Raw genomic sequence first — 21,612 nt, forward strand, 5'->3', positions numbered from 1 at the left:
CTTTTTTATGTCCTAGATTGGTCAGTGCAATCATAGTTTTAAGTTTACTGATATTTTTTTAAATCAGCAAGTCGACTTTTTACGTTTATTTAACTGTCACATTTCAGACACATATTAGTAAATTATTGTAAAATATAATTTATTCCGTTTCTAAATCCTTTTTTAATTTCTCACTTGAGCGATTCCACATGTCCTCATCATTGTTTTTGAGAAAATCAGCTAATATCTTTTTTGATTTTGTATCCATATGATCCACAATAATTTGGCGCTTTAAGGATTTATCTAAACGATTTACATGTTCAGGTAATGATTTGTATCCTCTTCTTGCTTCTTTATTAACGGTCATTTCACATGCGGTTACACCAGCGTAATACAAACCATCCTCGTTACGTTCCATCGTTACCCAAACTAACCAGTATGGTTTTGCTCCTTCAGGAACTTCCTCTTTATTAGGCAGGAATTTGACTCTTTTCTCTACCGCACTTTTTCCGTGCATTGCACCAATATCTACTACCGCGCTCCCTTCTTCAATGTCGATAATAACGGGAGAAACATTGTCTAAGCTGAGAGATCCCATCCCGAATCCTTTATGATCATCCCTTGGATCTTTTTTAACGATATTAAATTCAAGTTTCTTTTTTCCCGGTTCCATTGTAAAAAAGCCTCCTTCGATTGATCTCTATTTAAATACTGCGACACTAAATCCTTTTATTGTGACTAAACAGGCTAATTTCACAGGTTCACGGACTCAGGTTTCCGTTATTTGAAAAAGGCCTGTACTTTTCTTGTATTTTTTATAAATAAAGAATCTGTGTCCACTATCACTGTTTGCCTTTACAAAAACACTGAAAAAATTGCAGCAAAACGTTCTATAAAATAATGCGATACATTTTGGATAAGCGGTGTAATGGTATAACGATCCAATGGCGTAACCAAAATGACAAGAAAAACAATAATACTATATTGTTCATACTGTGTTAATTTTGCTCTTATCGATGGGCTAACAAGGTCTTCAATAATCCGATAGCCATCAAGCGGCGGCAAAGGGATTAGATTAAATACCATTAATACTAAATTGATAGTAGTGAAATAGTTTAAAAAATCCATGATAAATGTAGGAACACCTACTCCGCCATTTTTAGAGATAAGTAAATACCATACGCCATATCCAATAAATGCCATAATTAGATTACTTAACGGTCCCATAATGGAAACTAAAACACCAGCTGCCCTCGGATTTTTAAAATAATTCCGATTCACCGGAACGGGTCGTGCCCATCCAAAACCCGCAATAAGAATAAGGATAGTACCCAACGGATCTAGATGATGAATGGGATTTAATGATAATCGTCCTTGCTTTTGTGCAGTCGGGTCGCCAAACTTATATGCTGTATAGGCATGTGCAAATTCATGCACTGTAAATGCAATAAGTAGAGTAATGACAACAAACGGAATCTCTTGAATAGGATATACTAGAATATTATTTAAAAAGTCCACGCTCAATCCCCTTTAGTTTTTAATCATTCTATTCCTTCTTATACATAGTATACAATGCATCGTACAGAAATACCTTTATATAACTATAATTCCCTTGCTTTCATATTGCAAAAAACATACACTTTTATATAAAAGAAAGGAGCTGTCCATTATGCCATATGTAACCGTAAAAATGTTAGAAGGACGCACAGAGGAGCAAAAAAAAGCATTAGTTGAAAAAGTAACTCAGGCTGTTTGCGAAACAGCCAATGCTCCAAAGGAAAACGTTGTTGTATTTATTGAAGAAATGTCTAAAAATCATTATGCTGTAGGCGGAAAACGTTTAAGCGACCAATAATATTTACAAATCAAAGATAAGGCCGCAAAACTCACTTTCTATAAAAATAGCCAAGTCTCCTTTAATTAGGCTTGGCTATTTTTTTCAGTTCTTCAATATATTCATATGCTTGATTTATTTCCTCTTCTGTATAACGCTGCTTTGCTTTTACTTTATTAATTTTCTCAATTACCTCAGCTTTTGGCAAATTATCAAAGTACAGAACAGTAGAAACAAGCTCCAAATAACGGGCATTTTGTTCATTCATGCTAGTTAAACATTCTTTTAGGAAAGGCATTTCTGTTTCATATAAATGAAGAAATTCTTCCCCATTTTCCGTAATTTTATAGCGATATTGATAATATCCGCCCTTTTTTTCCTTTACTTCTTCAATAAAGCCTAAATTAAAAAGTTCTTCCACCCTTAAGGTTAATTCCTCTGAGTATGGTCCGTAGAAATGAAACTGGAATTTCTCCTGAAATGGAAAGGATAATTTTTTTGCAATATATATCATTTTTTGCAGCTTTTTACGGCCAACAATCTCGCCAGAAGCTGAAAGTGCACTCATTATTCTTACATGATCCTTTAACAACGAACTTCATCTCCTGCTTCCAATAACTATTTCAATCCCTCAAGAATAGAACGAATTTGCTGTATAACTTCACTTTGGTTCGAATCATCATATATAAAATCTTTTGGATAATACAATTTATGGTCCGTACGACGTTTCCCTGAGATTGCATCCACAATATCGGATTCCCTCGATAACTCACGTAGTTCCCCATTTGCCATTAATAAATAAATTGGTAAGCGTTCTTCTTCCTCTCCCGGTCGGTAGAAATCATAGGGGAGATCAGAAGATGAATCCACCACTAAATAATAGTTAGGGTCGATACCGGCACGGGTAAATAATTTTTCTAATTGACTATGTACCTTAAACTGCTTTGCTGGATCAAATTCAACATATTTAAATAAATTCCGGTTCATAAACCTTGTACATAAATCTTTTAAAATCGGGTCATCTTCTTCCTGCCACATCTGAAAATAATATAATATGACAGATTCATCTAACTTTAAATAGTCTTCTAATGTCATTTCATCCTCAAAAAGGGAATAAAAATGAATAGGATGATGTTTAAATGAGTAATATTCTTCATGCAAAGATTTTGCTCGGTGTAAAATTTTCGTCAAGATAACCTCAGAGCTTCTTGTTACTGGATGGAAATACACTTGCCAGTACATTTGATAACGGCTCATAATATAATCCTCTACTGCATGCATCCCACTGTATTTAAACACTACTTGGTCCTCGCGTGGTCTCATAACGCGCAGAAGTCTTTCCATATCAAAATGACCGTAGCTTACACCAGTGAAATAAGCATCACGAAGTAAATAATCCATACGGTCGGCATCAAGCTGACTGGATATTAAGCTAATCACTAGTTTGTTTTCATATGTCTTTGCAATGACTTCTGCAACCTTTTTAGGAAAATCAGGTTCTACTTTGCGTAAAATAGCATTAACCTCTGTGTTCCCAACTATGATTTGCTGAGTAAATTCCTCATGGTCCAATGTAAATACCTTTTCAAATGAATGGGAAAAGGGTCCATGTCCCAAGTCATGTAATAGTGCAGCACACAAAGAAAGTAAACGTTCATCGTCATTCCACTCAGAGCGTCCGTCAAATACATCATCAATAATTCTCCGTACAATTTCATACACACCTAGGGAATGATTAAAACGGCTATGTTCTGCACCGTGAAACGTAAAATAAGTGGTACCTAATTGGCGAATTCTCCTCAAACGCTGGAATTCCTTCGTTCCAATTAAATCCCAAATGACTTGATCACTGACATGAACATATCGATGAACAGGGTCTTTAAATACTTTTTCCTCGCTTAGTTTTTGTTTGGAATATTCCACCTAATTACCCTCCATGTCTATCATAATTTTATTATAACGACTTTCCTTTCATATTGAAAGATTTCATAAAGACCGTTAAAAAGTTGTGAAACTATCATCTTTTTTACAATATTGGTATAAAAGTTTCTGAATTTGTCCATGCTTTGATTAACAAGGAATGTAAAATTTATTCGAATTGGGAGTTGAGAATAATGAAATCACGTCAAGATGCTTGGACAGAAGAAAATGATTTAATTTTAGCAGAAACAGTATTACGTCACGTTCGGGAAGGTAGTACGCAATTAAATGCCTTTGAAGAAGTTGGAGATAGGTTAAATAGAACATCAGCAGCCTGTGGCTTTCGATGGAATGCGGTCGTTCGCCATAATTATGAACAAGCTCTTCAACTAGCAAAAAAACAAAGAAAACAGAGACAACGACTATTAGGGAAAGATCAAGGAGGCAAGAAAAAACTACTCTATCAACCACCTACGCCTACCATAGAAGATGTAGAGGATTTAGAAATGCCATTACAATCAGTTGTGTTGGAGCAGGAGGAAATTGCAGAGGAGTTGACTCCGGTAACAGCAAATACTTCTTCCTTACCAGTAACGGTCATCAATAAAGGCAATGAGGAAATGAGCTTATCAAAAGTCATTGGGTATTTACAATACTTGAATAATACGCAATTTCAATCCACTATTTTAAAAAGTGAGAATGCAAGATTAAAGCACGAACTATCCGATATGAGACGAAAAAATGAAGAACTGCAAAAGCGAATTAATGAGCTGGAGAAGAATTCAGTTACGATGCAGGAAGATTATGAAACACTGATGAAAATCATGAATCGGGCAAGGAAACTTGTATTGTTTGATGAAGATGAGCCATCTGCCTCCACTTTTAAGATGGATCGAAATGGTAATTTAGAGAAGTTGGCAGAGTAGGAAGAACCCTGTTCCATCATTGGAGCAGGGTCTTTTACATTTTGGTTGGCCTATTATTAAAACTCACGCCGTTCAAGAAAACTTCGGTTATCCAAATATTTTCCGTTCTTTCACACTGCCCACGTTTACCCGGCACTCTTTATTTGCTGTAATTGATACATTTGATAATACTTGCCCCCAAGGGCCAGCAGTTCTTCATGATTTCCTTTTTCAACGATTCTACCCTTATCTAAAACCAAGATTTGATCAGCATTACGGATAGTAGACAGTCGATGAGCAATGATAAAAGTAGTTCTACCTTTTTTCAACACTTCCATTGCATTTTGAATAATAGATTCTGTTTCCGTATCGATATTGGAAGTCGCCTCATCCAATATTAAGATAGCCGGGTTGAAAGCTAGTGCTCTAGCAAAAGAAATGAGTTGCCGTTGGCCGGAAGAAAGGGTACTACCCTTTTCAATCACTGGCTCATCTATTCCTTTTTCCAGGTTTTTCAGCACTTTATCTGCCCCAACATCTCTCAATGCCTTTTCTACCATTTCTCGGGTAATTCTCGGATCATTTAAACTGACATTCGATGCGATAGTACCTGTAAATAAATATGGATCCTGTAGAACAATTGCCATATGCTCACGCAATGCCTGCACGGGAATCTCGTTAATATTTTTTCCATCTATTTTAATGACCCCGTTCACACAATCATAGAAACGGAATAAAAGATTCATAATTGAACTTTTTCCAGAGCCGGTATGACCGACTAATGCGATAGTTTCACCCATCTTTGCATCAAAGGAAATATCTTTGAGTACGTCATGATTTTCCTTATAGGCAAATGTAACATGATCAAATGTAACATTTCCTTGATAACGTTCCATTTTGTTATCATTAACCGGGGTGCCTGTTTCGGCTAATAATTCAAACACTCTTTCCCCCGCTACACGTGCTTGTTCCAGATTTGCAAACTGATTCACAATTCCTGTTACTGGTTGGAAAAGCCGGTTAATATAATCAACAAATGCATATAATACACCTAAAGAAACGAAGGAGCCAACCCCAACAGATCCGCCTCCAAAGTACCAAATAAAAGCGACGAAAGTGATCGTTCTTAAAATTCCCACCAAATTATGCGAAGTTAGGGCATTTAAGTTATTCTGTTTATTTTGATATTGAAAATGGGTATCATTCAATTGCTCAAACTCTTTTTTCATTTGATCCTCACGCCGAAATGCTTGAATAATATTCATTCCTTGTATCGATTCATTAATAGAAGCATTGATTTCGCTAATTTTTGTGCGAATAACTTGATTATATTTCGAAGCGTATTTCCGGTAAATAATCATCCAAGCATAAAGAATCGGTATTAGCAGTAAACAAATAGCCGCCAGCTTTGCATTTAAAATAAACAAGGAAATAAAAATACCTGTAATATAAATCGTACTCGTAAAAAAGTTTGCTAATACGGCCACATATAAATCCCGGATGGCCTCTGTATCGTTCGTAATACGTGAAACCACCTTACCTGCAGGTAAATTATCAAAATAGCGAATCGGCAATCTTTGAATATGTTGAAATATATCATTACGCATTTTTTGAATAATCCGGTTGGATGCCTTTTGCAGATAATAGTGCTGTCCATATTGAAATGCGGAAGCTCCTAGCAATAAGCTAAAATAAAAGAGTATAAGCTTGATTATTCTAGGAATCTCCGGCTGATAAAATTGGAGAAGCTGATTGGCTTTTATTTTTTTCGCTTGAAAGGTTTTTGACTGATCCCCCTTTTTAATCGTTACTTGCCCATTATGATAACTTCTTTTTCCATCAAAGGGTATGGCATCAGGTATGAAGTAAAAATCTTTGCCGATTTGGATAACTCTTACTTCTTTTCCTTTTGTTTCGCCGTTTCCGAAGTAAGCGCCGCGCTTATAGTAATGACCATCAAATGAAACAGCATCCTTCCCTTTTGTTGCTTCATACCAAGCAGATTCTATCCCGAGAATATGAGAATCAATCATCTTTTTAGCGATGAAAGGTCCCGTTAATTCTGCTGCGACAGATAGTCCAAGCATTACTAATGCAATAATAATGATTTTCTTAAAATGAAGTGCATATTGAAATAGTTGCTTTCCCGCCTTCATGAAACCACCTCCTCTTCTTTGGTCTCTTCCATCTGCTGTCTTAAAAATTGCTCATGGTACCAGCCATCTTGCCTGATTAACTGTTCATGAGTTCCCTCTTCCACAATGGCACCGTCGTCTAAAACAATAATCCAATCTGCATGCTCGACTGCCGATAATCGATGAGTTGTAATAATCGTTGTTTTACCGCTTCTTTCTCTTTGGATGTTTTCAATAATTCTCGTTTCCGTTTTTGCATCGACAGCTGATAAGGAGTCATCTAAGATAAGTATCTCTGGATTTTTGATTAATGCCCGAGCAATGGATATTCGCTGTTTTTGACCGCCGGACAATGACACACCTTTTTCCCCTACAAGGGTTTGCAATCCCTCTGGCAGCAACTCCAAATCTTTACGGAAGGAGGCTAAATCAATAGCTTTCTCCATATCATCTTCCGTTGCATCTGGATGCCCGAATAAAATGTTTTCCTTTATCGTTCTGGAAAAAAGGACATGATCTTGTGGAACATAGCCAATCCAATTACGTACCTGTTCCTTCGTTTGCTTAGCGATTTCCACATCCGAAATGGAAAATCCCCCAGTACCTTCTTTATACTCACGCAATAGCTGTTTTACAAAAGTAGTTTTTCCACTCCCTGTTTTTCCAACTATCCCTAATGTCTGCCCTCTCTTAAAGGACAATCGCAAATTGCTTAAGTTTGGAGTATTAGAAGATGGGTATTGAAATGTATATTGCTCAAATTGAATGCTTTCCGGTATATCCACTAATGAAGGCACTTCGGGATTTAAGACATCTTCCTTCTGGTTTAATGTTTCTTCTACCCGGTCAAGAGAGGCACTTCCTCGTTTCATTAAGTTCATTAACTCCCCGATAGCAAACATTGGCCAAATCATCATTCCAAGGTATACATTAAAGGACACTAAATCTCCTAAAGTAATTTGTTGATGAAAAACAAGGTATGCACCGTACCCCAATCCAATTAAGTAACTAACCCCTGTTAATATTTTGATTGTCGGATCAAACAATGAATCAATTTTGACAACATCCATATTCTTTTTAAATACATCTTCTGTCATATCACTAAAAAGCTTTTCATCTGCTCTTTCTTGCACATAGGCACGAATCACACGAACACCTGCTACAGACTCCAATACTCGATCATTTAAATTTCCAAAGGAATCCTGTGCCTTAATAAAGCGTTCATGAATTTTCTTTCCATAGATTGTAATCAATACAGCCATAATTGGAAATGGCAAAATAGCAGCGATTGTTAGTTTCCAACTGATAAGAAACCCCATCGTTAACAGAATAGTAGACATAAAAATAGTAGAATCTGTCAGCGTTAAAATACCAAATCCAGCTGTTACTGATATGGCTTTCAGGTCATTCGTTGCCCTCGCCATAAGGTCACCAGTACGATTTCGTTCATAAAAGGCTGGCGTCATTTTGAAAAAATGCCCCATTAACCTTGATCGAAGCTTTCTTTCAAGAACAAATGCCCCTCCAAATAATTGATACATCCAAACATACGTAATACCATAGGAGATTACTCCAATTCCGATTAAGTATAAAAGGTATCGATAAACATCCGACCATGTTAAACTGCCGAGCTGTATATCATCAATTGCCATCCCCACTAATCTAGGAGGCATTACATCTAAAATTCCTACAATAATTAAAAATAAAACCGCTACAACATACCGTTTCCAATTTTCTTTAAAGAACCACCTTAATTTCCAAAGCATAGGTGATCCCACCCCCTTATTTGAAATGCATAAATGCCTTGCCCATCGGCGTACGGATTTCATAGTCTTCGATTGAGATAAAGGATACCGTGCTGAGGTAGTTCACGAGCTATTGAAAATTGAACTACCATTTTCACTGAGTAAAATTTATAGTGGAATTTTACTTGTATTGACTTATCGTAGGGAGGAGACGAAGAAATCCGCTAGCCGGAAAGGCTCTGAAGCAAGACTGCTAAATAAATCTAGGCACAAAAAAGGGCAGACTGCGCTAGTGGCAGCTGCCCACAAAAAAAGCACAGGAACGAGTGAATTTAGTAATTTAAATTTCACCGAAACGTATCCTGTGCTTGATTCGTATTTTTACATACTTTTACGCTATCAATGATGCATAAGGACAGGTTACGTGATATATGAAATTATCCATGTTTATTTTTGTGTTCTTGTTTAAGAGTACAGTTAATTCCATCACGATAACCTCCTTTGCTTTTTTTGGTAATTTTAGAGTCTTAGTTAGAATATCACCCTCAGAATTATATGTCAATTCCCAATTTAACAAATTTATATAATGATTAGAAAGATTTGCTCATACATCGAATTTTTTCCAAAGAAAAAACCAAGGCATATCACCTTGATTTTAAATATCTACTATTATCTTTTCATTACGATCTACTATCCTTTGATAGTTCACTGCATACCAATCTAATTCTTTGCCGGATAACGGTTCACCATATATTCTTCCACTCATTTGTTTCAATACATTCAAAAATCGTAGCATTACATCTTGTACCGTTAATTCTGTATTCAGTAATTCAGTCAAGGATGCCATTACTTCCGGCCGAATAGTCGGATAGAAAAATTTTGTTTCTTGGTTCTTTTTAGCCAATTTATAAAATTGCTGAATTAGCCTTGCTCTGTCTTGTCCACTTCCAGATACACATAAATAAATCTGGACAGCGACACCTTTCCGAATTCTCCTCTGAGAAATCCCTGCAAACTTCTTCCCGTTAATACTTAAATCGTAGCTGCCAGGACAATAGGAACCCTCGATTTCCCTTGCTTCTATATCAACATGAAAATCTGAGAACATTTCCTTAATCAATGCCCACATTGCATCATATCCACGATTAATATCAATCCCCTTTTCCGTATCAGGGAAAATAAGGGATAAATTTAATACCCCGCTATCTAGTACAACGGCTAAACCGCCGGAATTTCGGACAATAAATCGATATCCTTGTTCTTTTAAATAAGCCAAACCATCTTGTAAAAAGGGGAGCTTCGTGTCTTGAATCCCTAATACAATGGTTTGATGATGTACCCATGACCTTGCCACAGCAGAGGACACACCTGCTCCCACCGAGGTACATAATGTGTCGTCCATCGCAAACGATTGCAATGCATCAAACATAGGTCCTAGACTCGATTGATCAATAATTCGCCATTTCTCTTGCTGTAATAATGATAGATTTGTTTCCACCATTTCTCATCTCACTTTTCTATGACTCTTTTCTTAGATTTCTTTGCTTTTGAAAGGAAAATCAGCTAAACTTCTTCATTCACCTAAAAATAGGTTTCTAACCAAGAAAAGATTCTCCAAAGCTAAGTCTATATTAGGATCTAAAATAAATTACAAACAGCAACAATTACCAAAAAACAGCCTTTCTAATTAACTATTTCTTCATTACAAGGCTTGAGCAGCTGTGATAAGAGCTAATTTATACACATCTTCCTCATTACAACCACGGGACAAGTCATTTACCGGTGCGTTCAACCCTTGTAAAATAGGACCAACTGCCTCAAAGTTTCCCAGTCTCTGGGCAATTTTATATCCGATATTTCCAGCTTCGAGGCTTGGGAAAATAAATACATTTGCATCGCCCCTCAATACAGAATCGGGAGCCTTTTTCTGTGCAACCGAAGGAACAAAGGCAGCATCAAATTGAAATTCTCCGTCTAACACAAGCTCTGGATTACGTTCCTTCGCAATCCGAACTGCTTCCGTGACCTTTTCTGTTTCCGGTGACACGGCAGAACCCTTTGTTGAAAAACTTAACATTGCTACTCTCGGCTCGAGGTCAAACATTTCTGCCGTTTTTGCACTTTCAATCGCAATCTCCGCTAAATCCTGACTATCTGGTGCAATATTAATAGCACAGTCTGCAAACACGTATTTTTCTTCTTCCCGTACCATAATAAATACTCCGGATGTTTTTTTAACACCCTTTTTTGTCTTAATAATCTGCAAAGCAGGTCGAACAGTATCCGCCGTTGAATGAGCCGCTCCACTCACTAATCCATTGGCATGATTCATATAAACAAGCATTGTTCCGAAGTAATTTTCATCTAATAGAATTTTTTCTGCCTCTTCTTTTGTCACTTTGCCGTTTCTTCTTTCTACAAAAGAGGCTACCATTTCAGAAAATCCTTCATACAAAGTTGGATTAAAGATGTCTGCCCCTCCTATCTCTATGCGAAGCTCTTTCGCCTTTGCTTCAATTTCTTCTCTATTACCTATTAAGATCGGGGTTAAGATATTCTCTGACGCAAGACGGCTTGCAGCTGATAAAATTCGCTCATCTAATCCTTCAGGAAACACAATTTTCAAATTGTTATTGGATACCTTATCTTTAATCACCGAGAATAAATCGGTCATGTATACTCCTCCTTCAATTCATTTCCTATCCAAACTATAACAAACTTTTTTAAAGAGTATAAATGGTTTTACCCTCAAAGAAAATGTTTATATTTTGTGAATATAGTGTTTCCCTTTCTTGACTGATTTTCAACATTTGTGTGTTGGATTCTTTATGAATGGAAAAACTATGCTATAGTATGGATAGATAAGGCTTTTTTCGCTAAAATTCTTGTTTTTCGTCTTTTGTTATAAATCCAAGATCGGCTTTGTTTCGGAGCACTTTTCCCCAAAAAAGATTGATGCCGTGGATTTAGAATGCAAAAGCTACAAGGTTTAAGAAAGGAGCCCTAGATGAAAACAAACTCGAGGTGATAAATATGAGTGAGGCAGCTCAAACATTAGATGGTTGGTATTCCTTGCATGATTTAAGAGCAATGAATTGGTCAGCGTGGAAGGCTCTTTCAAGTGATGAACGCCAAACGGCTATTTATGAATTTCAACAATTTATCAATAAATTAAATCAAACTCAAAATGAAAAACAAGGCAGCCACGCTTTATACACAATCGTTGGACAAAAGGCTGACTTTATTCTTTGGTTGCTTCGTCCTACGATGGAGGAACTCAATGAGCTAGAGAATGAATTTAATAAACTTACAATAGCTGAATATACGATTCCAACCTATTCTTATGTATCTGTTGTAGAATTAAGCAATTATGTCGGGGCAGGTAAATCTGCTGAAGATCCATACGAAAATCCGTATGTGAAATCACGTCTCTACCCTGAACTACCAAAATCTAAATATATTTGCTTTTATCCAATGGACAAGCGTCGTCAAGGAAATGACAATTGGTACATGCTTTCCATGGAAGAACGTCGTGAGCTAATGAAAAGCCATGGAATGATTGGCCGTAAATATGCTGGAAAAGTAAAACAAATCATTACGGGTTCTGTTGGTTTCGATGATTACGAATGGGGGGTAACCCTTTTTGCTGATGATGTTTTACAATTTAAAAAGCTTGTATATGAAATGCGCTTCGATGAAGTAAGTGCACGATACGGAGAATTTGGTTCCTTCTTTGTTGGGAATCTATTAGAAGAAGATAAAATTGCACAGTTTTTACATGTAAACTAACAAGCAAAAGCCTTTTCTGAATATAGTTTATCTAGCCGGAATACCCTTAAGTAATGTTTAAGGGTATTTTTTTCCCCCCATAATCCTCATAAAAATTCCTTGCATAACTCCATCACCACCAACATACATATGAAATAGTGAAAAATAACAAATAAATCCTTTCACCATCCGTACAAGTCTAGCTCCTTGAAAAGAGGTGTAAAGCTAACAGAAAAGAATAATCGACATTCTAAATGATGATGACTTGATGTCTCTGATTATTATTTTCGCTTTGCGGATTAACATCCTTTATGTAATGACATATTGGTTTACCAATTAGGAGAATCAAGGAGGGAGAATAGTGTCAAATTCCTATGTCAATCCAAATGCATACTATCCTTATCGACAAGCAACTCAACAACCATATTACGGAGGAAACGCACCTCAATTTGGAACACCGCCTTTGACTGCTGGCGGCCCTACCCCACAAGGACCTAATGTACCAGGAATGTTGCCAGCAGAACAGTCCTACATTGAGAATATTTTAAGGTTAAACAAAGGAAAATTAATTCATCTTTATGCCACATTCGAAAATAAAAAGGAACGGGAATTTGTAGGAATTATCGAAGCTGCCGGTCGTGATCATGTCATACTCAGTGATCCACAAACAGGTGAGCGCCATCTAATTCCAATGGTTTATGTAGACTACATTACGTTTACGGAAGAAGTGGAGTATGAATATCCTTTTGGAGCAACTCCACAAATGGCTACCTATCCTGCTAGATAGGATCAAGTTAGCTAATGGTCGCTGGAGACTGCACAAAGATTACAGTTATAAATTTCTTTTCACTAAAAACAGCCCTTTCAAACGAAAGAGCTGTTTTTTCATTAGGCTGTTGCTTATAAATTGTGGTTTTTCGTAATTTGTTATAATCCTATTTCGGAGCATCTTGTCTTAAAAGTGAAACTTCATTTAAGACAAGTGAATAAAAATCGGCAGTAGGATTTTTACGGTAATTTTCTACAACCAAATGAAAAACGAAATGTAGAAAAGAGCGCGAATCCTATCCAACCAAGGATTATATGCGTATACGAAAAGCAATAATCTTGGCGAAAATAGCCTTTACAAAAGAATAACCTTTAAGAAAAGAATTTCTTAATAGTATTTTGCTGCAGCAATAATTAACAATACCCATGAAACAAGAAATGCTACACCGCCAAAAGGAGTAATAACGCCTAAAACACTTATTCTTGTTACACTTAGTATGTAAAGACTTCCTGAAAATAAAATAATTCCGAGAAACATTAACCAGCCAGACCATGACATAAGAGAGGACGTTGGAATATGTTTGGCAATCAGACCAATTGCAATTATTCCAAGGGCATGGAACATTTGGTAAGTCACACCAGTCTTCCAAACTTCTAAATATTTCTCTGAGATTTTCCCCTCTAATCCATGGGCTCCGAAAGCGCCTAATGCGACCGCTAAAAAGGCATTAATTGCACCAATTATTATAAAGGCTTTCATGCAAACACTCCTTATTTCTCTAATTCTTCTTCATTCATTGTAAGAGATGCTTCATTAAAAATCAAAAAGGGAATCCCCGTTTGCGCCATCATCTGTCTTTAAAGGTTGTGACTTTTCATGAATTAAGGTGCTTACAGGCGCAGGATTTACAATGCGAGGGGCTTCTACTGCTGATTCCGTCTCCTGTTCTAAGATTAAATCACACAACGTTTTAATAGTATACACATGCTGTTTTTGTTGGCTAGAATCCTGAGCTTGTTTTGCTTTCAGGACCTCTTCTTCTATCTTTTTCAAAAGAGAATGATTTGAGATGGTCACTTTGATTTCTCCTTATCTTTATATTACCTCCATCTTACCATATTTCATTGTATCACTCTAAATTCGACATGTTTCACGTGAAACATGTAAATTTCTGTCGATTTAAAAATAGATGTTTAACTCGATGAGAAACAGGCTATATACATAATAATTCGAGGTGGTAAGCACACCTCACCAAGGAGGAGATTTTATGTATACAGTAAAAGTTGCAGAAAATGGACTTGCCGCATCCAACCTAGTGAGTGAGTTGCAAAACCAAGGATATCGAAAAGAGGATATTTATATCTTTGCTCATGAAAAGGGCCGCTCGAAAGATTTAACAGACGCTACCGAAACAGGAAGTGTTGGAATAGAGGAACAAGGCTTCCTAGATTCTGTAGGGAATGTATTTAAGAAACGTGGAGATGAGTTACGTTCAAAAATGAGCTCTCTAGGTTTGAGCAAAATGGAAGCAGAAAAATATGAGGAAGTATTGGACGAAGGCAAATTAATTGTCATTGCTTCTGATATGAAAGATGATGAACCTCCGTATACTTATCTTTAATTAGAAATGCGGAAGGAATCTTGCCCATCCCCATACAAGTAACTTTCTGATAATTTATATAAGCGGTCCTACAAGCGGACCGCTTTTCTCCTATCCTATTAATGAGTGATATACCCTTTTTGCTATCGTGATATCATTGGTGCCGTGTATCAATGCCCTGCCATCCTTAAACAAAACCATCCGATGCTCATCCTTCAATACGGATACAAGAAAGGGATTTGCACTGACCTTATATCCAGCTTTTTTCCATTGATCTGCAAGAACTGCAATAGAACAATTAGTGGAGGTAGCTGGCCGAATCTGCACTGTATTTCTTCCACATAAAACCGCCGTCTTTGTAGTGGCTTCATATTGAAGATACGGATAGGTTGGGTAATGTCCACATGTATAACAATCAGCGTTTTTTATTGAATCAGCTTTAATAGATAAAGTCTGGTTTTGCCACAAATCAAAAGTCACATAAGTATTTCTTAATGCCCATTGATTTTCTGATAAGATTTTTAATGCCTCAGCCGTTTGGTATGCTGTAACCATTTGCACCGCGGGGGCAATAATGCCAACTGTATCACAAGTTTGCCCTCTCATTGGAAGCTTTTTCAATAAGCATTGTAAGCAAGGTGTTTTTCCTGGAATAATGGTAAAAGTGGAGCCAAAACTTCCGACACATGAACCAAAAATCCAAGGGATGTGAAACTTATGAGAGATGTCATTCATCATAAAACGGGTATCAAAGTTATCCGTTCCATCCATGATTAAATCAATATTTGGTGCTAGCCTTTCTAGCAGAGGTACGTCTGCATCTCCTACGATAGAATGGATTTCAACATCTTGATTAACCTCATTCAATCTTCTTTTTGCTGCTTCTGCCTTTGGCATTCGTTCCATTGCATCGTTTTCCGAATATAAGAGCTGGCGTTGTAAATTACTTTCTTCTACATAATCCCGATCGATGATGGTTAGTTTTCCGACACCTGCCCTAGTTAATGTTTCAGCTATTGATGATCCTAATGCTCCAAGACCCACGATTAATACGTGCTTTCTGCGTAGCCTTTCCTGTCCATCTACTCCAATAGGAGAAAACAATGTTTGTCGTGAATATCTTTTCATATAGGTACTTCCTTTCAAACCGCTCATCCCCCGCTGACGGGCGGAATCAATGCAATAATATCTCCTTCACGGATTATTTCTTGGTCGGTTACAAATTCTTCATTAATGGCAACCATTACACTGTCTAATTCATCAAAAGAATAGGATTCCTTTAAAATTTCCTTTAACTCTTTAACTGTTTTACCTTCTATAGGAAACTGCATCTCTTGTTTTCCTATCTGATCACGAAATTGTGCGAATAGTAATAGTTTAATCATGGAGATCCTCCTCCCCAGGTTTTCCGTCCGTATATTCCCTCGTTCCTAGCTGATTACCTACCCACTCTTCTCCGTCTTCCCAATGTTCTTTTTTCCAGATAGGGACTATTTCCTTTATTCTCTCAATGGCGTATCTATTTGCCTCATAGCTCTCTGCTCTATGAGGAGTGGAAACGGCTATGACAACAGCAATATCCGTGATTTCTAATCGGCCGATACGATGTGTGATTGCCGTCTTTGTATCTGGCCATTTTTCAGCTATTTCTTTTCCAATTTGCTCAAGTTTTTTGAGTGCCATAGATTCATATGCTTCATATTCAAGATACAAGGTACGCCTTCCGTGCGTGAGTTCCCGCACAGTCCCAATAAACGTAGTAATAGCCCCGGCCTCCCTTTGTACAACCTTTTGAACCACATTTTCTATCTTAATCGGATCCTTGGTAATTTGATAATTCATTGCATCATCTCCATAACTTGTTCCCATATTGATTAACGAGTAAAATGCCTTCTAAGAGCGATACTCATGAAAGTTTCTTATAAAGTTCTAACGCCTTCTGATAATCTTCCATTGTATTCATGTTCCAGAAGCTATATTCCCATTCTTTCTTTAATTCCTTAGGAGCATCTAGCTTTTCTATTATTTTAGCATTCACTCCATTTAACAGATGTAACATTTTCCTCTTACCATTTAAAAGATTTTCCTTTACAACCGGAAGAATTCTTTTATGGTAGGTACCAAATAAAGGATGTACTCTTCCTTCATGTAAAGGAATAACTGCATCTGCCCCGCTATTTTTTAATGTTTCCATCATAAATTTCCCGATTTTTTGAGAAGCGAAGGGCATATCGCAGGCTAGAAATAAGCAACAATCTTCATTAGCGGCATTCATACCTGTATAGATACCTGCCAAAGGGCCATCTCCCCTGAATTCTTTTACATCGGAGTAAATTGAGAAATCAAGACCATTATATTTTTCAGGTTCATTCGATATAATAATGATTTCGTCTGAAATAGGTTTAAAGGTTTCTGCTAATCTCTTAATGATGCTTTTGCCGCCAATAGGAAGTAACGCTTTATTCTGCCCCATTCTGCTGGATTTCCCACCAGCTAAAATAATAGTCTTCAAAATTATTCCTCCTTAGGCGCAACTAATTCCACTTTAATACGATCCGGATCTTCAAAATACAAAGCATAATGATTTTCTCCTCCGGCAAATGGATGCCGATCCGAATAGAGAATCTTTATCCCCTTCTTCTTTAATTCCATAGTTATATCATCGACTTGCTTTCTTGATTTCGCACAGAAGGCCAGATGATTTAATCCAACTCGACAACGATGATAAGGGATATCCAAATATTTCTCCTCGGCTTGTACAAACACAATATACGTAGACTTGTCCTTCCAACTAATCCCTTTATCCCATTTTTGATAGACCTGATAATCCAATCTCGTTAAAAACCAATTCCAAAATTCTGTTGTGCTCTCAAGGTTGGATACATATATTTCGATATGATGCAGCATATAAAGATCACCTCTATATTTTTACTATATTCATTACTTCTATAGTATAAGTGACTACACCTTCATTATTTGGAAAGAAAAAAGCTTAGTGCGAAACTAAGCCTCTTCCATTCATTCAATATTTTATTTTCTTCTGGTTATTAGAAACCTGCTTCCATTTTGCCTTTTCCGCTAATGCTGCCCGCTGATTCTCTTTTCTTTCTATATACGCAAGCTCTTTTTGCAGTTTTACATAGCTATTATAGCGATCCATATCTAGTGTTCCATCGGAGATTGCTTGCTGCACGGCACACCCTGGTTCTTTTTTATGCCTGCAATCTCTAAATTTACATTGTTCTGCCAAAGATTCAATATCAGAAAAGCTTTGGCTTAACCCCTCATCCGCTTCCCACAATTGCAATTCACGCATCCCAGGAGTATCGATTAATATCCCACCTTGATCAAGAACGATTAATTCCCTGTGAGTTGTTGTATGGCGCCCGCGATCATCCCCTTCTCGGATTTCTTTTACCTGTTGCTTTTGATGACCAATTAATGTATTGGTTAACGTTGATTTTCCAACTCCCGCTGATCCAAGTAACGCAACGGTTTGCCCTTCATAAACGTATGGAGCAAGCTGATCTAATCCAATATTTTTTTCCGCACTGATAGGAAGAATCGGAATCCCGAATGCAACCGTTTCTACTTCTGCAATCTTTTCTTCTATATCTTCACATAAATCAGCCTTACTCAAAACAATAACTGGATTTGCACCACTTTCCCAGGCGGATAATATATATCGTTCAATACGTCGCACATTAAAATCTGCATTCAAAGCATTTACTAGAAAGATGGTATCGACATTAGATGCTACGATTTGTTCTTCTGTCGTTTGCCCAGCAACCTTTCGAGAAAATTTGCTTTTTCTAGGTAATACAGCATGAATGGTTGCTTTTTGTTCTTCCGGTCTGGCGGAAATTACTACCCAATCGCCTACAGCAGGATAATCCCCGCGTTCTGCTGCCTGAAAACGAAATTTTCCAGATACTTCACCTAAAAGTTCCCCATACTCCGTTAAAATCCTATACATTTTTTTATGTTCTAACGCGATTCTTCCAACTTTATATCCCTGCCCTTTATACTGTATAAATCCTTCTTCAAAAAATTCATTCCAACCAAATTTTTTTAAATTCAAATGTGATTCCTCCGTTTTTTAAGCTAAAAAAATAACCGTGTGAACACGGTTTTCTGAAAAAAGGGTAAAATCCCCCCCAAAAAAATATAAAAACCATGAGCTTCTAAATAGCAGCCCATGGTTAAATATACATAGATAATGATTGCTCAGCACTCAATTCAAAAACATTACACTTTCCATAGACTGCATTATGAAATTAAGTTGATTTGTCATATCTACATTAGTGTTCATAATACATACCTCCCTTTGGAAAATGTTTGATTACAGAATAATTGTAAACGTTTCACTTTGTAAAGTAAAGTCATTTTCAAAAAAATTAAAATATTTTTTTGCTAGATGTATAGTTTGCTAAATCATTGTCCATAATAATAGTAGACGATGAAACCCCCTCTTGCGGAGAGTGGCCTTTGACAAAAGGACACCCTCTATTTTTTTGCTTTTTTTAAATTAAAATAGCCCAATTTTTTTACATAAATTGGTCCAGATGTATAGACTCCATCTAAACATAACTGTAGGCTAGCAGATAATGGTTATGCATGTGCTAACTTCCAAATGCTGTTTTCATTGTTTTTCAAAATTTTTTGGTTTATCCTAATGTAGAAAGTATGTATTATCTTAAAAATTTTATTTGCATAATCTATATTCACCATTGGTATGGAGGAGGAATCATAACATGACATTGAAAAAGACCTTTACTCTTGCTGGATCTGATTCAAGCGGTGGAGCAGGGCTTCAGGCAGATTTGAAAACGTTCCAAGAATTGGGCGTTTATGGTATGACAGCTATTACATCGATTGTTGCCATGGATCCTAAAAATGACTGGCACCATAATGTTTTTCCTATAGATGTAAAGACGGTTGAACCACAATTAGAAACGATTTTGTCCGTGGGAATTGATGCAATGAAAACTGGTATGCTGGGTTCAGTTGACATTATCGAACTAGCTGCGAGAAAAATTGATGAGCATAAACTTGATAAAGTGGTCATTGATCCTGTTATGGTTTGTAAAGGAGAAGACGAAGTATTACAGCCAGAAAATACTGAAGCAATGCGCGATCTTTTAGTACCGCGTGCTACTATTGTAACTCCTAACCTATTCGAGGCATGGCAATTAGCCAAAACTGGTCCTATTAAAACTGTTGATGATATGAAGCAAGCAGCAGCAAAGATTCACGAATTAGGAGCAAAAAATGTTGTGATTAAAGGCGGCAAGCAGCTAAACCATGAGAAAGCAGTGGATCTATTCTATGATGGAAATGAATTTATCCTACTGGAAAAAGAAAAACTAGACACAACTTACAATCATGGTGCAGGCTGCACATTTGCAGCTGCCATCACAGCAGAACTTGCAAAAGGTGCAAATGTTAAAGACGCTGTTAAAACAGCAAAAGAATTCGTTACTGCAGCAATTGAACATGGTTTTAAACTTAACCAATATGTAGGTCCAGTTATGCACGGAGCTTATACTCGCTTTGTTGCCAGTAAATAAAGAATGAAACTGCGGGTGTTTTTCACCCGTTTTTTCTATGTTTAAGAAAAGAGCGTTCTACTTAAGCTTATTTTTAGCAATCCGTTAGTAATTTTAGTAAAATGTTCACATACATCAGAAAAGCGCCAACGCCTTGCTCATCCGCTAGCCAAGAGGCGATGTAGATAAACAAAGGATATATCTGTTCAATAATTTACATTATAAAAACCGATACTATCATATATTAATAAAGGAGGGGAATTTCCATGGAGCCAATTAATATGTCAAAAGTGCAAGAAAAAATAAATGAATTTGCAAATGAAGAGGTTTATATACATCTCGAAACAACAAATGGGGCCTATGCTTCCCATTTCAATGAATCCTTTTTTTCTGCAGGCGCCTATATTCGAAATGCTAAAGTGAAATATGAGCATGGAAAAATCACTGGAGATGGACCTTTCCGAGTTGGTTTTAAAACTGAAATAGGCTGGATTTACGCGGAAGGAATCACACATTTTGAAGTGGATGAACAGAATCGTTTATTGCTCGCTGGTCATGGGTATGATGGTAAACTTGCCGTTGCGCTAGAAATTAGCAAAACCCCATTTGAAATATAATTTATTAGAAAGGAGTTTTTTATATGGAAAAAGAACGTCAAGTCTTAGTTGTATTTCCGCATCCGGATGATGAGGCATTCAGTGTATCCGGAACCATTTCTACTCATGTAAAAAATGGAACTCCTGTTACCTACGCTTGCTTAACTCTAGGGCAAATGGGGAGAAACTTAGGAAATCCGCCATTCGCTACCAGGGAATCTCTCCCACTCATTCGAAAAAAGGAATTACAAAAAGCTGCCGAAGTGATGGGAATTCAAGATTTGCGAATGATGGGTTTACGTGACAAAACCATTGAATTTGAAGATGACGAGAAAATGACAAACATGATATCAGAATTGATAGAGGAATTAAATCCTTCGCTTATCATTACTTTCTATCCAGGGTATGCCGTACATCCAGATCATGATGCCACCGGTAGAGCAGTTATCCGTGCTGTAAGAAAGCTACCAGAAGATCAGCGTCCAAAAGTTCATTGTCTCGCTTTCTCTAATGGGCATGAAGAGGAGATTGGCAAGCCAGATATCTTTAATGATGTTAGTGCGGTTATTGATCAAAAAATGGGAGCAATGAAAGCACATATTTCCCAAACTGGCTGGATGATAGAAGAAAGAGAAAAGAAATTGGCGGCCAAGGATCCAGAAACTTTGGCATGGCTTCAAACAGAAAGATTTTGGTCTTATCCATGGGATAATGACAAGGTGAAATAAGTTCGAATATCGAACTTATTTTTTGTTTAAAAACCGATACAAGAATACATAAAAACGATGTGAAATATACTTTTTCACATCGTT

General features: G+C 36.9%; 24 protein-coding genes. 8 read left to right on the top strand and 16 right to left on the bottom strand.

The window, feature by feature from the left end:
• Positions 1 to 139: 139 nt before the first annotated feature.
• Positions 140 to 652, bottom strand: coding sequence for a YwhD family protein (locus CWO92_RS11860; RefSeq protein ID WP_101354429.1), 513 nt, complete (start codon positions 650 to 652; stop codon positions 140 to 142).
• A 182-nt stretch (positions 653 to 834) separates the two neighbouring features.
• Entirely contained in the window at positions 835 to 1,497 is a 663-nt protein-coding gene (locus tag CWO92_RS11865) for a site-2 protease family protein (protein ID WP_101354430.1), read from the bottom strand.
• Between the two features lie 151 nt (positions 1,498 to 1,648).
• On the opposite strand from CWO92_RS11865, the gene thmT reads away from it, so the two are divergent.
• Positions 1,649 to 1,834, top strand: coding sequence for a 2-hydroxymuconate tautomerase (gene thmT, locus CWO92_RS11870; protein WP_101354431.1), 186 nt, complete (start codon positions 1,649 to 1,651; stop codon positions 1,832 to 1,834).
• Positions 1,835 to 1,895: 61 nt separating this feature from the next.
• Here thmT and CWO92_RS11875 read toward each other — a convergent pair whose 3' ends face one another.
• Both CWO92_RS11875 and CWO92_RS11880 read right to left on the bottom strand, forming a co-directional pair.
• A complete protein-coding gene (locus tag CWO92_RS11875) occupies positions 1,896 to 2,405 on the bottom strand; it encodes a YwgA family protein (RefSeq protein ID WP_101354432.1) in 510 nt (169 codons plus the stop codon).
• Between the two features lie 26 nt (positions 2,406 to 2,431).
• A complete protein-coding gene (locus tag CWO92_RS11880; RefSeq protein ID WP_101354433.1) occupies positions 2,432 to 3,736 on the bottom strand; it encodes an HD domain-containing protein in 1,305 nt (434 codons plus the stop codon).
• 191 nt (positions 3,737 to 3,927) lie between these two features.
• Here CWO92_RS11880 and CWO92_RS11885 point away from each other — a divergent pair, with 191 nt between their 5' ends.
• Complete coding sequence (locus tag CWO92_RS11885; protein ID WP_101354434.1) at positions 3,928 to 4,659, top strand: RsfA family transcriptional regulator; 732 nt, start codon at positions 3,928 to 3,930, stop codon at positions 4,657 to 4,659.
• A 125-nt stretch (positions 4,660 to 4,784) separates the two neighbouring features.
• Here the strand turns inward: CWO92_RS11885 and CWO92_RS11890 are convergent, their stop codons facing one another.
• The 4 genes from CWO92_RS11890 to pta form a co-directional block, all read right to left on the bottom strand.
• Positions 4,785 to 6,794: an ABC transporter ATP-binding protein gene (locus tag CWO92_RS11890; protein WP_101354435.1), complete on the bottom strand. Its 2,010-nt coding sequence runs from the start codon at positions 6,792 to 6,794 to the stop codon at positions 4,785 to 4,787.
• A complete protein-coding gene (locus CWO92_RS11895) occupies positions 6,791 to 8,539 on the bottom strand; it encodes an ABC transporter ATP-binding protein (protein ID WP_101354436.1) in 1,749 nt (582 codons plus the stop codon). The genes CWO92_RS11890 and CWO92_RS11895 overlap by 4 nt, the downstream gene beginning before the upstream one ends.
• A gap of 634 nt (positions 8,540 to 9,173) precedes the next feature.
• Entirely contained in the window at positions 9,174 to 10,016 is an 843-nt protein-coding gene (gene lipL / locus CWO92_RS11905; RefSeq protein ID WP_101354558.1) for an octanoyl-[GcvH]:protein N-octanoyltransferase, read from the bottom strand.
• Positions 10,017 to 10,220: 204 nt separating this feature from the next.
• A complete protein-coding gene (pta, locus tag CWO92_RS11910; RefSeq protein ID WP_101354438.1) occupies positions 10,221 to 11,192 on the bottom strand; it encodes a phosphate acetyltransferase in 972 nt (323 codons plus the stop codon).
• 359 nt (positions 11,193 to 11,551) lie between these two features.
• Between pta and hemQ the strand changes: the two genes are divergently transcribed.
• Both hemQ and gerQ read left to right on the top strand, forming a co-directional pair.
• Positions 11,552 to 12,307, top strand: coding sequence for a hydrogen peroxide-dependent heme synthase (hemQ, locus tag CWO92_RS11915; protein ID WP_101354439.1), 756 nt, complete (start codon positions 11,552 to 11,554; stop codon positions 12,305 to 12,307).
• 340 nt (positions 12,308 to 12,647) lie between these two features.
• Entirely contained in the window at positions 12,648 to 13,073 is a 426-nt protein-coding gene (gerQ, locus tag CWO92_RS11920) for a spore coat protein GerQ (RefSeq protein ID WP_101354440.1), read from the top strand.
• 369 nt (positions 13,074 to 13,442) lie between these two features.
• Here gerQ and CWO92_RS11925 read toward each other — a convergent pair whose 3' ends face one another.
• Positions 13,443 to 13,814, bottom strand: coding sequence for a DUF423 domain-containing protein (locus tag CWO92_RS11925; RefSeq protein ID WP_101354441.1), 372 nt, complete (start codon positions 13,812 to 13,814; stop codon positions 13,443 to 13,445).
• Positions 13,815 to 13,868: 54 nt separating this feature from the next.
• On the bottom strand, positions 13,869 to 14,132 hold the full coding sequence (locus CWO92_RS11930; protein WP_101354442.1) for a YwdI family protein: 264 nt from the start codon (positions 14,130 to 14,132) through the stop codon (positions 13,869 to 13,871).
• Positions 14,133 to 14,322: 190 nt separating this feature from the next.
• Here CWO92_RS11930 and CWO92_RS11935 point away from each other — a divergent pair, with 190 nt between their 5' ends.
• Positions 14,323 to 14,676: a YflT domain-containing protein gene (locus CWO92_RS11935; protein WP_101354443.1), complete on the top strand. Its 354-nt coding sequence runs from the start codon at positions 14,323 to 14,325 to the stop codon at positions 14,674 to 14,676.
• Positions 14,677 to 14,766: 90 nt separating this feature from the next.
• Here the strand turns inward: CWO92_RS11935 and CWO92_RS11940 are convergent, their stop codons facing one another.
• The 6 genes from CWO92_RS11940 to rsgA form a co-directional block, all read right to left on the bottom strand.
• Positions 14,767 to 15,783, bottom strand: a complete 1,017-nt coding sequence (locus CWO92_RS11940) for a ThiF family adenylyltransferase (RefSeq protein ID WP_101354559.1) — start codon at positions 15,781 to 15,783, stop codon at positions 14,767 to 14,769.
• Between the two features lie 23 nt (positions 15,784 to 15,806).
• Complete coding sequence (gene moaD, locus CWO92_RS11945; protein WP_101354444.1) at positions 15,807 to 16,040, bottom strand: molybdopterin converting factor subunit 1; 234 nt, start codon at positions 16,038 to 16,040, stop codon at positions 15,807 to 15,809.
• Positions 16,033 to 16,497 carry a molybdenum cofactor biosynthesis protein MoaE gene (locus CWO92_RS11950; RefSeq protein WP_101354560.1) on the bottom strand — a complete coding sequence of 155 codons (465 nt, stop codon included), beginning with the start codon at positions 16,495 to 16,497 and terminating at the stop codon, positions 16,033 to 16,035. Before CWO92_RS11950 ends, moaD begins: the two co-directional genes overlap by 8 nt.
• Before the next feature lie 64 nt (positions 16,498 to 16,561).
• Positions 16,562 to 17,167: a molybdenum cofactor guanylyltransferase gene (gene mobA / locus CWO92_RS11955; protein ID WP_101354445.1), complete on the bottom strand. Its 606-nt coding sequence runs from the start codon at positions 17,165 to 17,167 to the stop codon at positions 16,562 to 16,564.
• 2 nt (positions 17,168 to 17,169) lie between these two features.
• Positions 17,170 to 17,562 carry a VOC family protein gene (locus CWO92_RS11960; protein WP_101354446.1) on the bottom strand — a complete coding sequence of 131 codons (393 nt, stop codon included), beginning with the start codon at positions 17,560 to 17,562 and terminating at the stop codon, positions 17,170 to 17,172.
• A 115-nt stretch (positions 17,563 to 17,677) separates the two neighbouring features.
• Positions 17,678 to 18,736, bottom strand: coding sequence for a ribosome small subunit-dependent GTPase A (gene rsgA / locus CWO92_RS11965; protein WP_101354447.1), 1,059 nt, complete (start codon positions 18,734 to 18,736; stop codon positions 17,678 to 17,680).
• A gap of 673 nt (positions 18,737 to 19,409) precedes the next feature.
• On the opposite strand from rsgA, the gene pdxK reads away from it, so the two are divergent.
• The 3 genes from pdxK to bshB2 all read left to right on the top strand — a co-directional run bounded on the left by pdxK (position 19,410) and on the right by bshB2 (position 21,528).
• Positions 19,410 to 20,225: a pyridoxine/pyridoxal/pyridoxamine kinase gene (gene pdxK / locus CWO92_RS11970; RefSeq protein WP_101354448.1), complete on the top strand. Its 816-nt coding sequence runs from the start codon at positions 19,410 to 19,412 to the stop codon at positions 20,223 to 20,225.
• 245 nt (positions 20,226 to 20,470) lie between these two features.
• Positions 20,471 to 20,821: a YojF family protein gene (locus CWO92_RS11975; RefSeq protein ID WP_101354449.1), complete on the top strand. Its 351-nt coding sequence runs from the start codon at positions 20,471 to 20,473 to the stop codon at positions 20,819 to 20,821.
• 23 nt (positions 20,822 to 20,844) lie between these two features.
• Positions 20,845 to 21,528 carry a bacillithiol biosynthesis deacetylase BshB2 gene (gene bshB2, locus CWO92_RS11980; RefSeq protein ID WP_101354450.1) on the top strand — a complete coding sequence of 228 codons (684 nt, stop codon included), beginning with the start codon at positions 20,845 to 20,847 and terminating at the stop codon, positions 21,526 to 21,528.
• Positions 21,529 to 21,612 lie beyond the last annotated feature (84 nt).

Source organism: Heyndrickxia camelliae, assembly GCF_002844575.1.
Classification (GTDB): Bacteria; Bacillota; Bacilli; order Bacillales; family Bacillaceae_C; genus Margalitia; species Margalitia camelliae.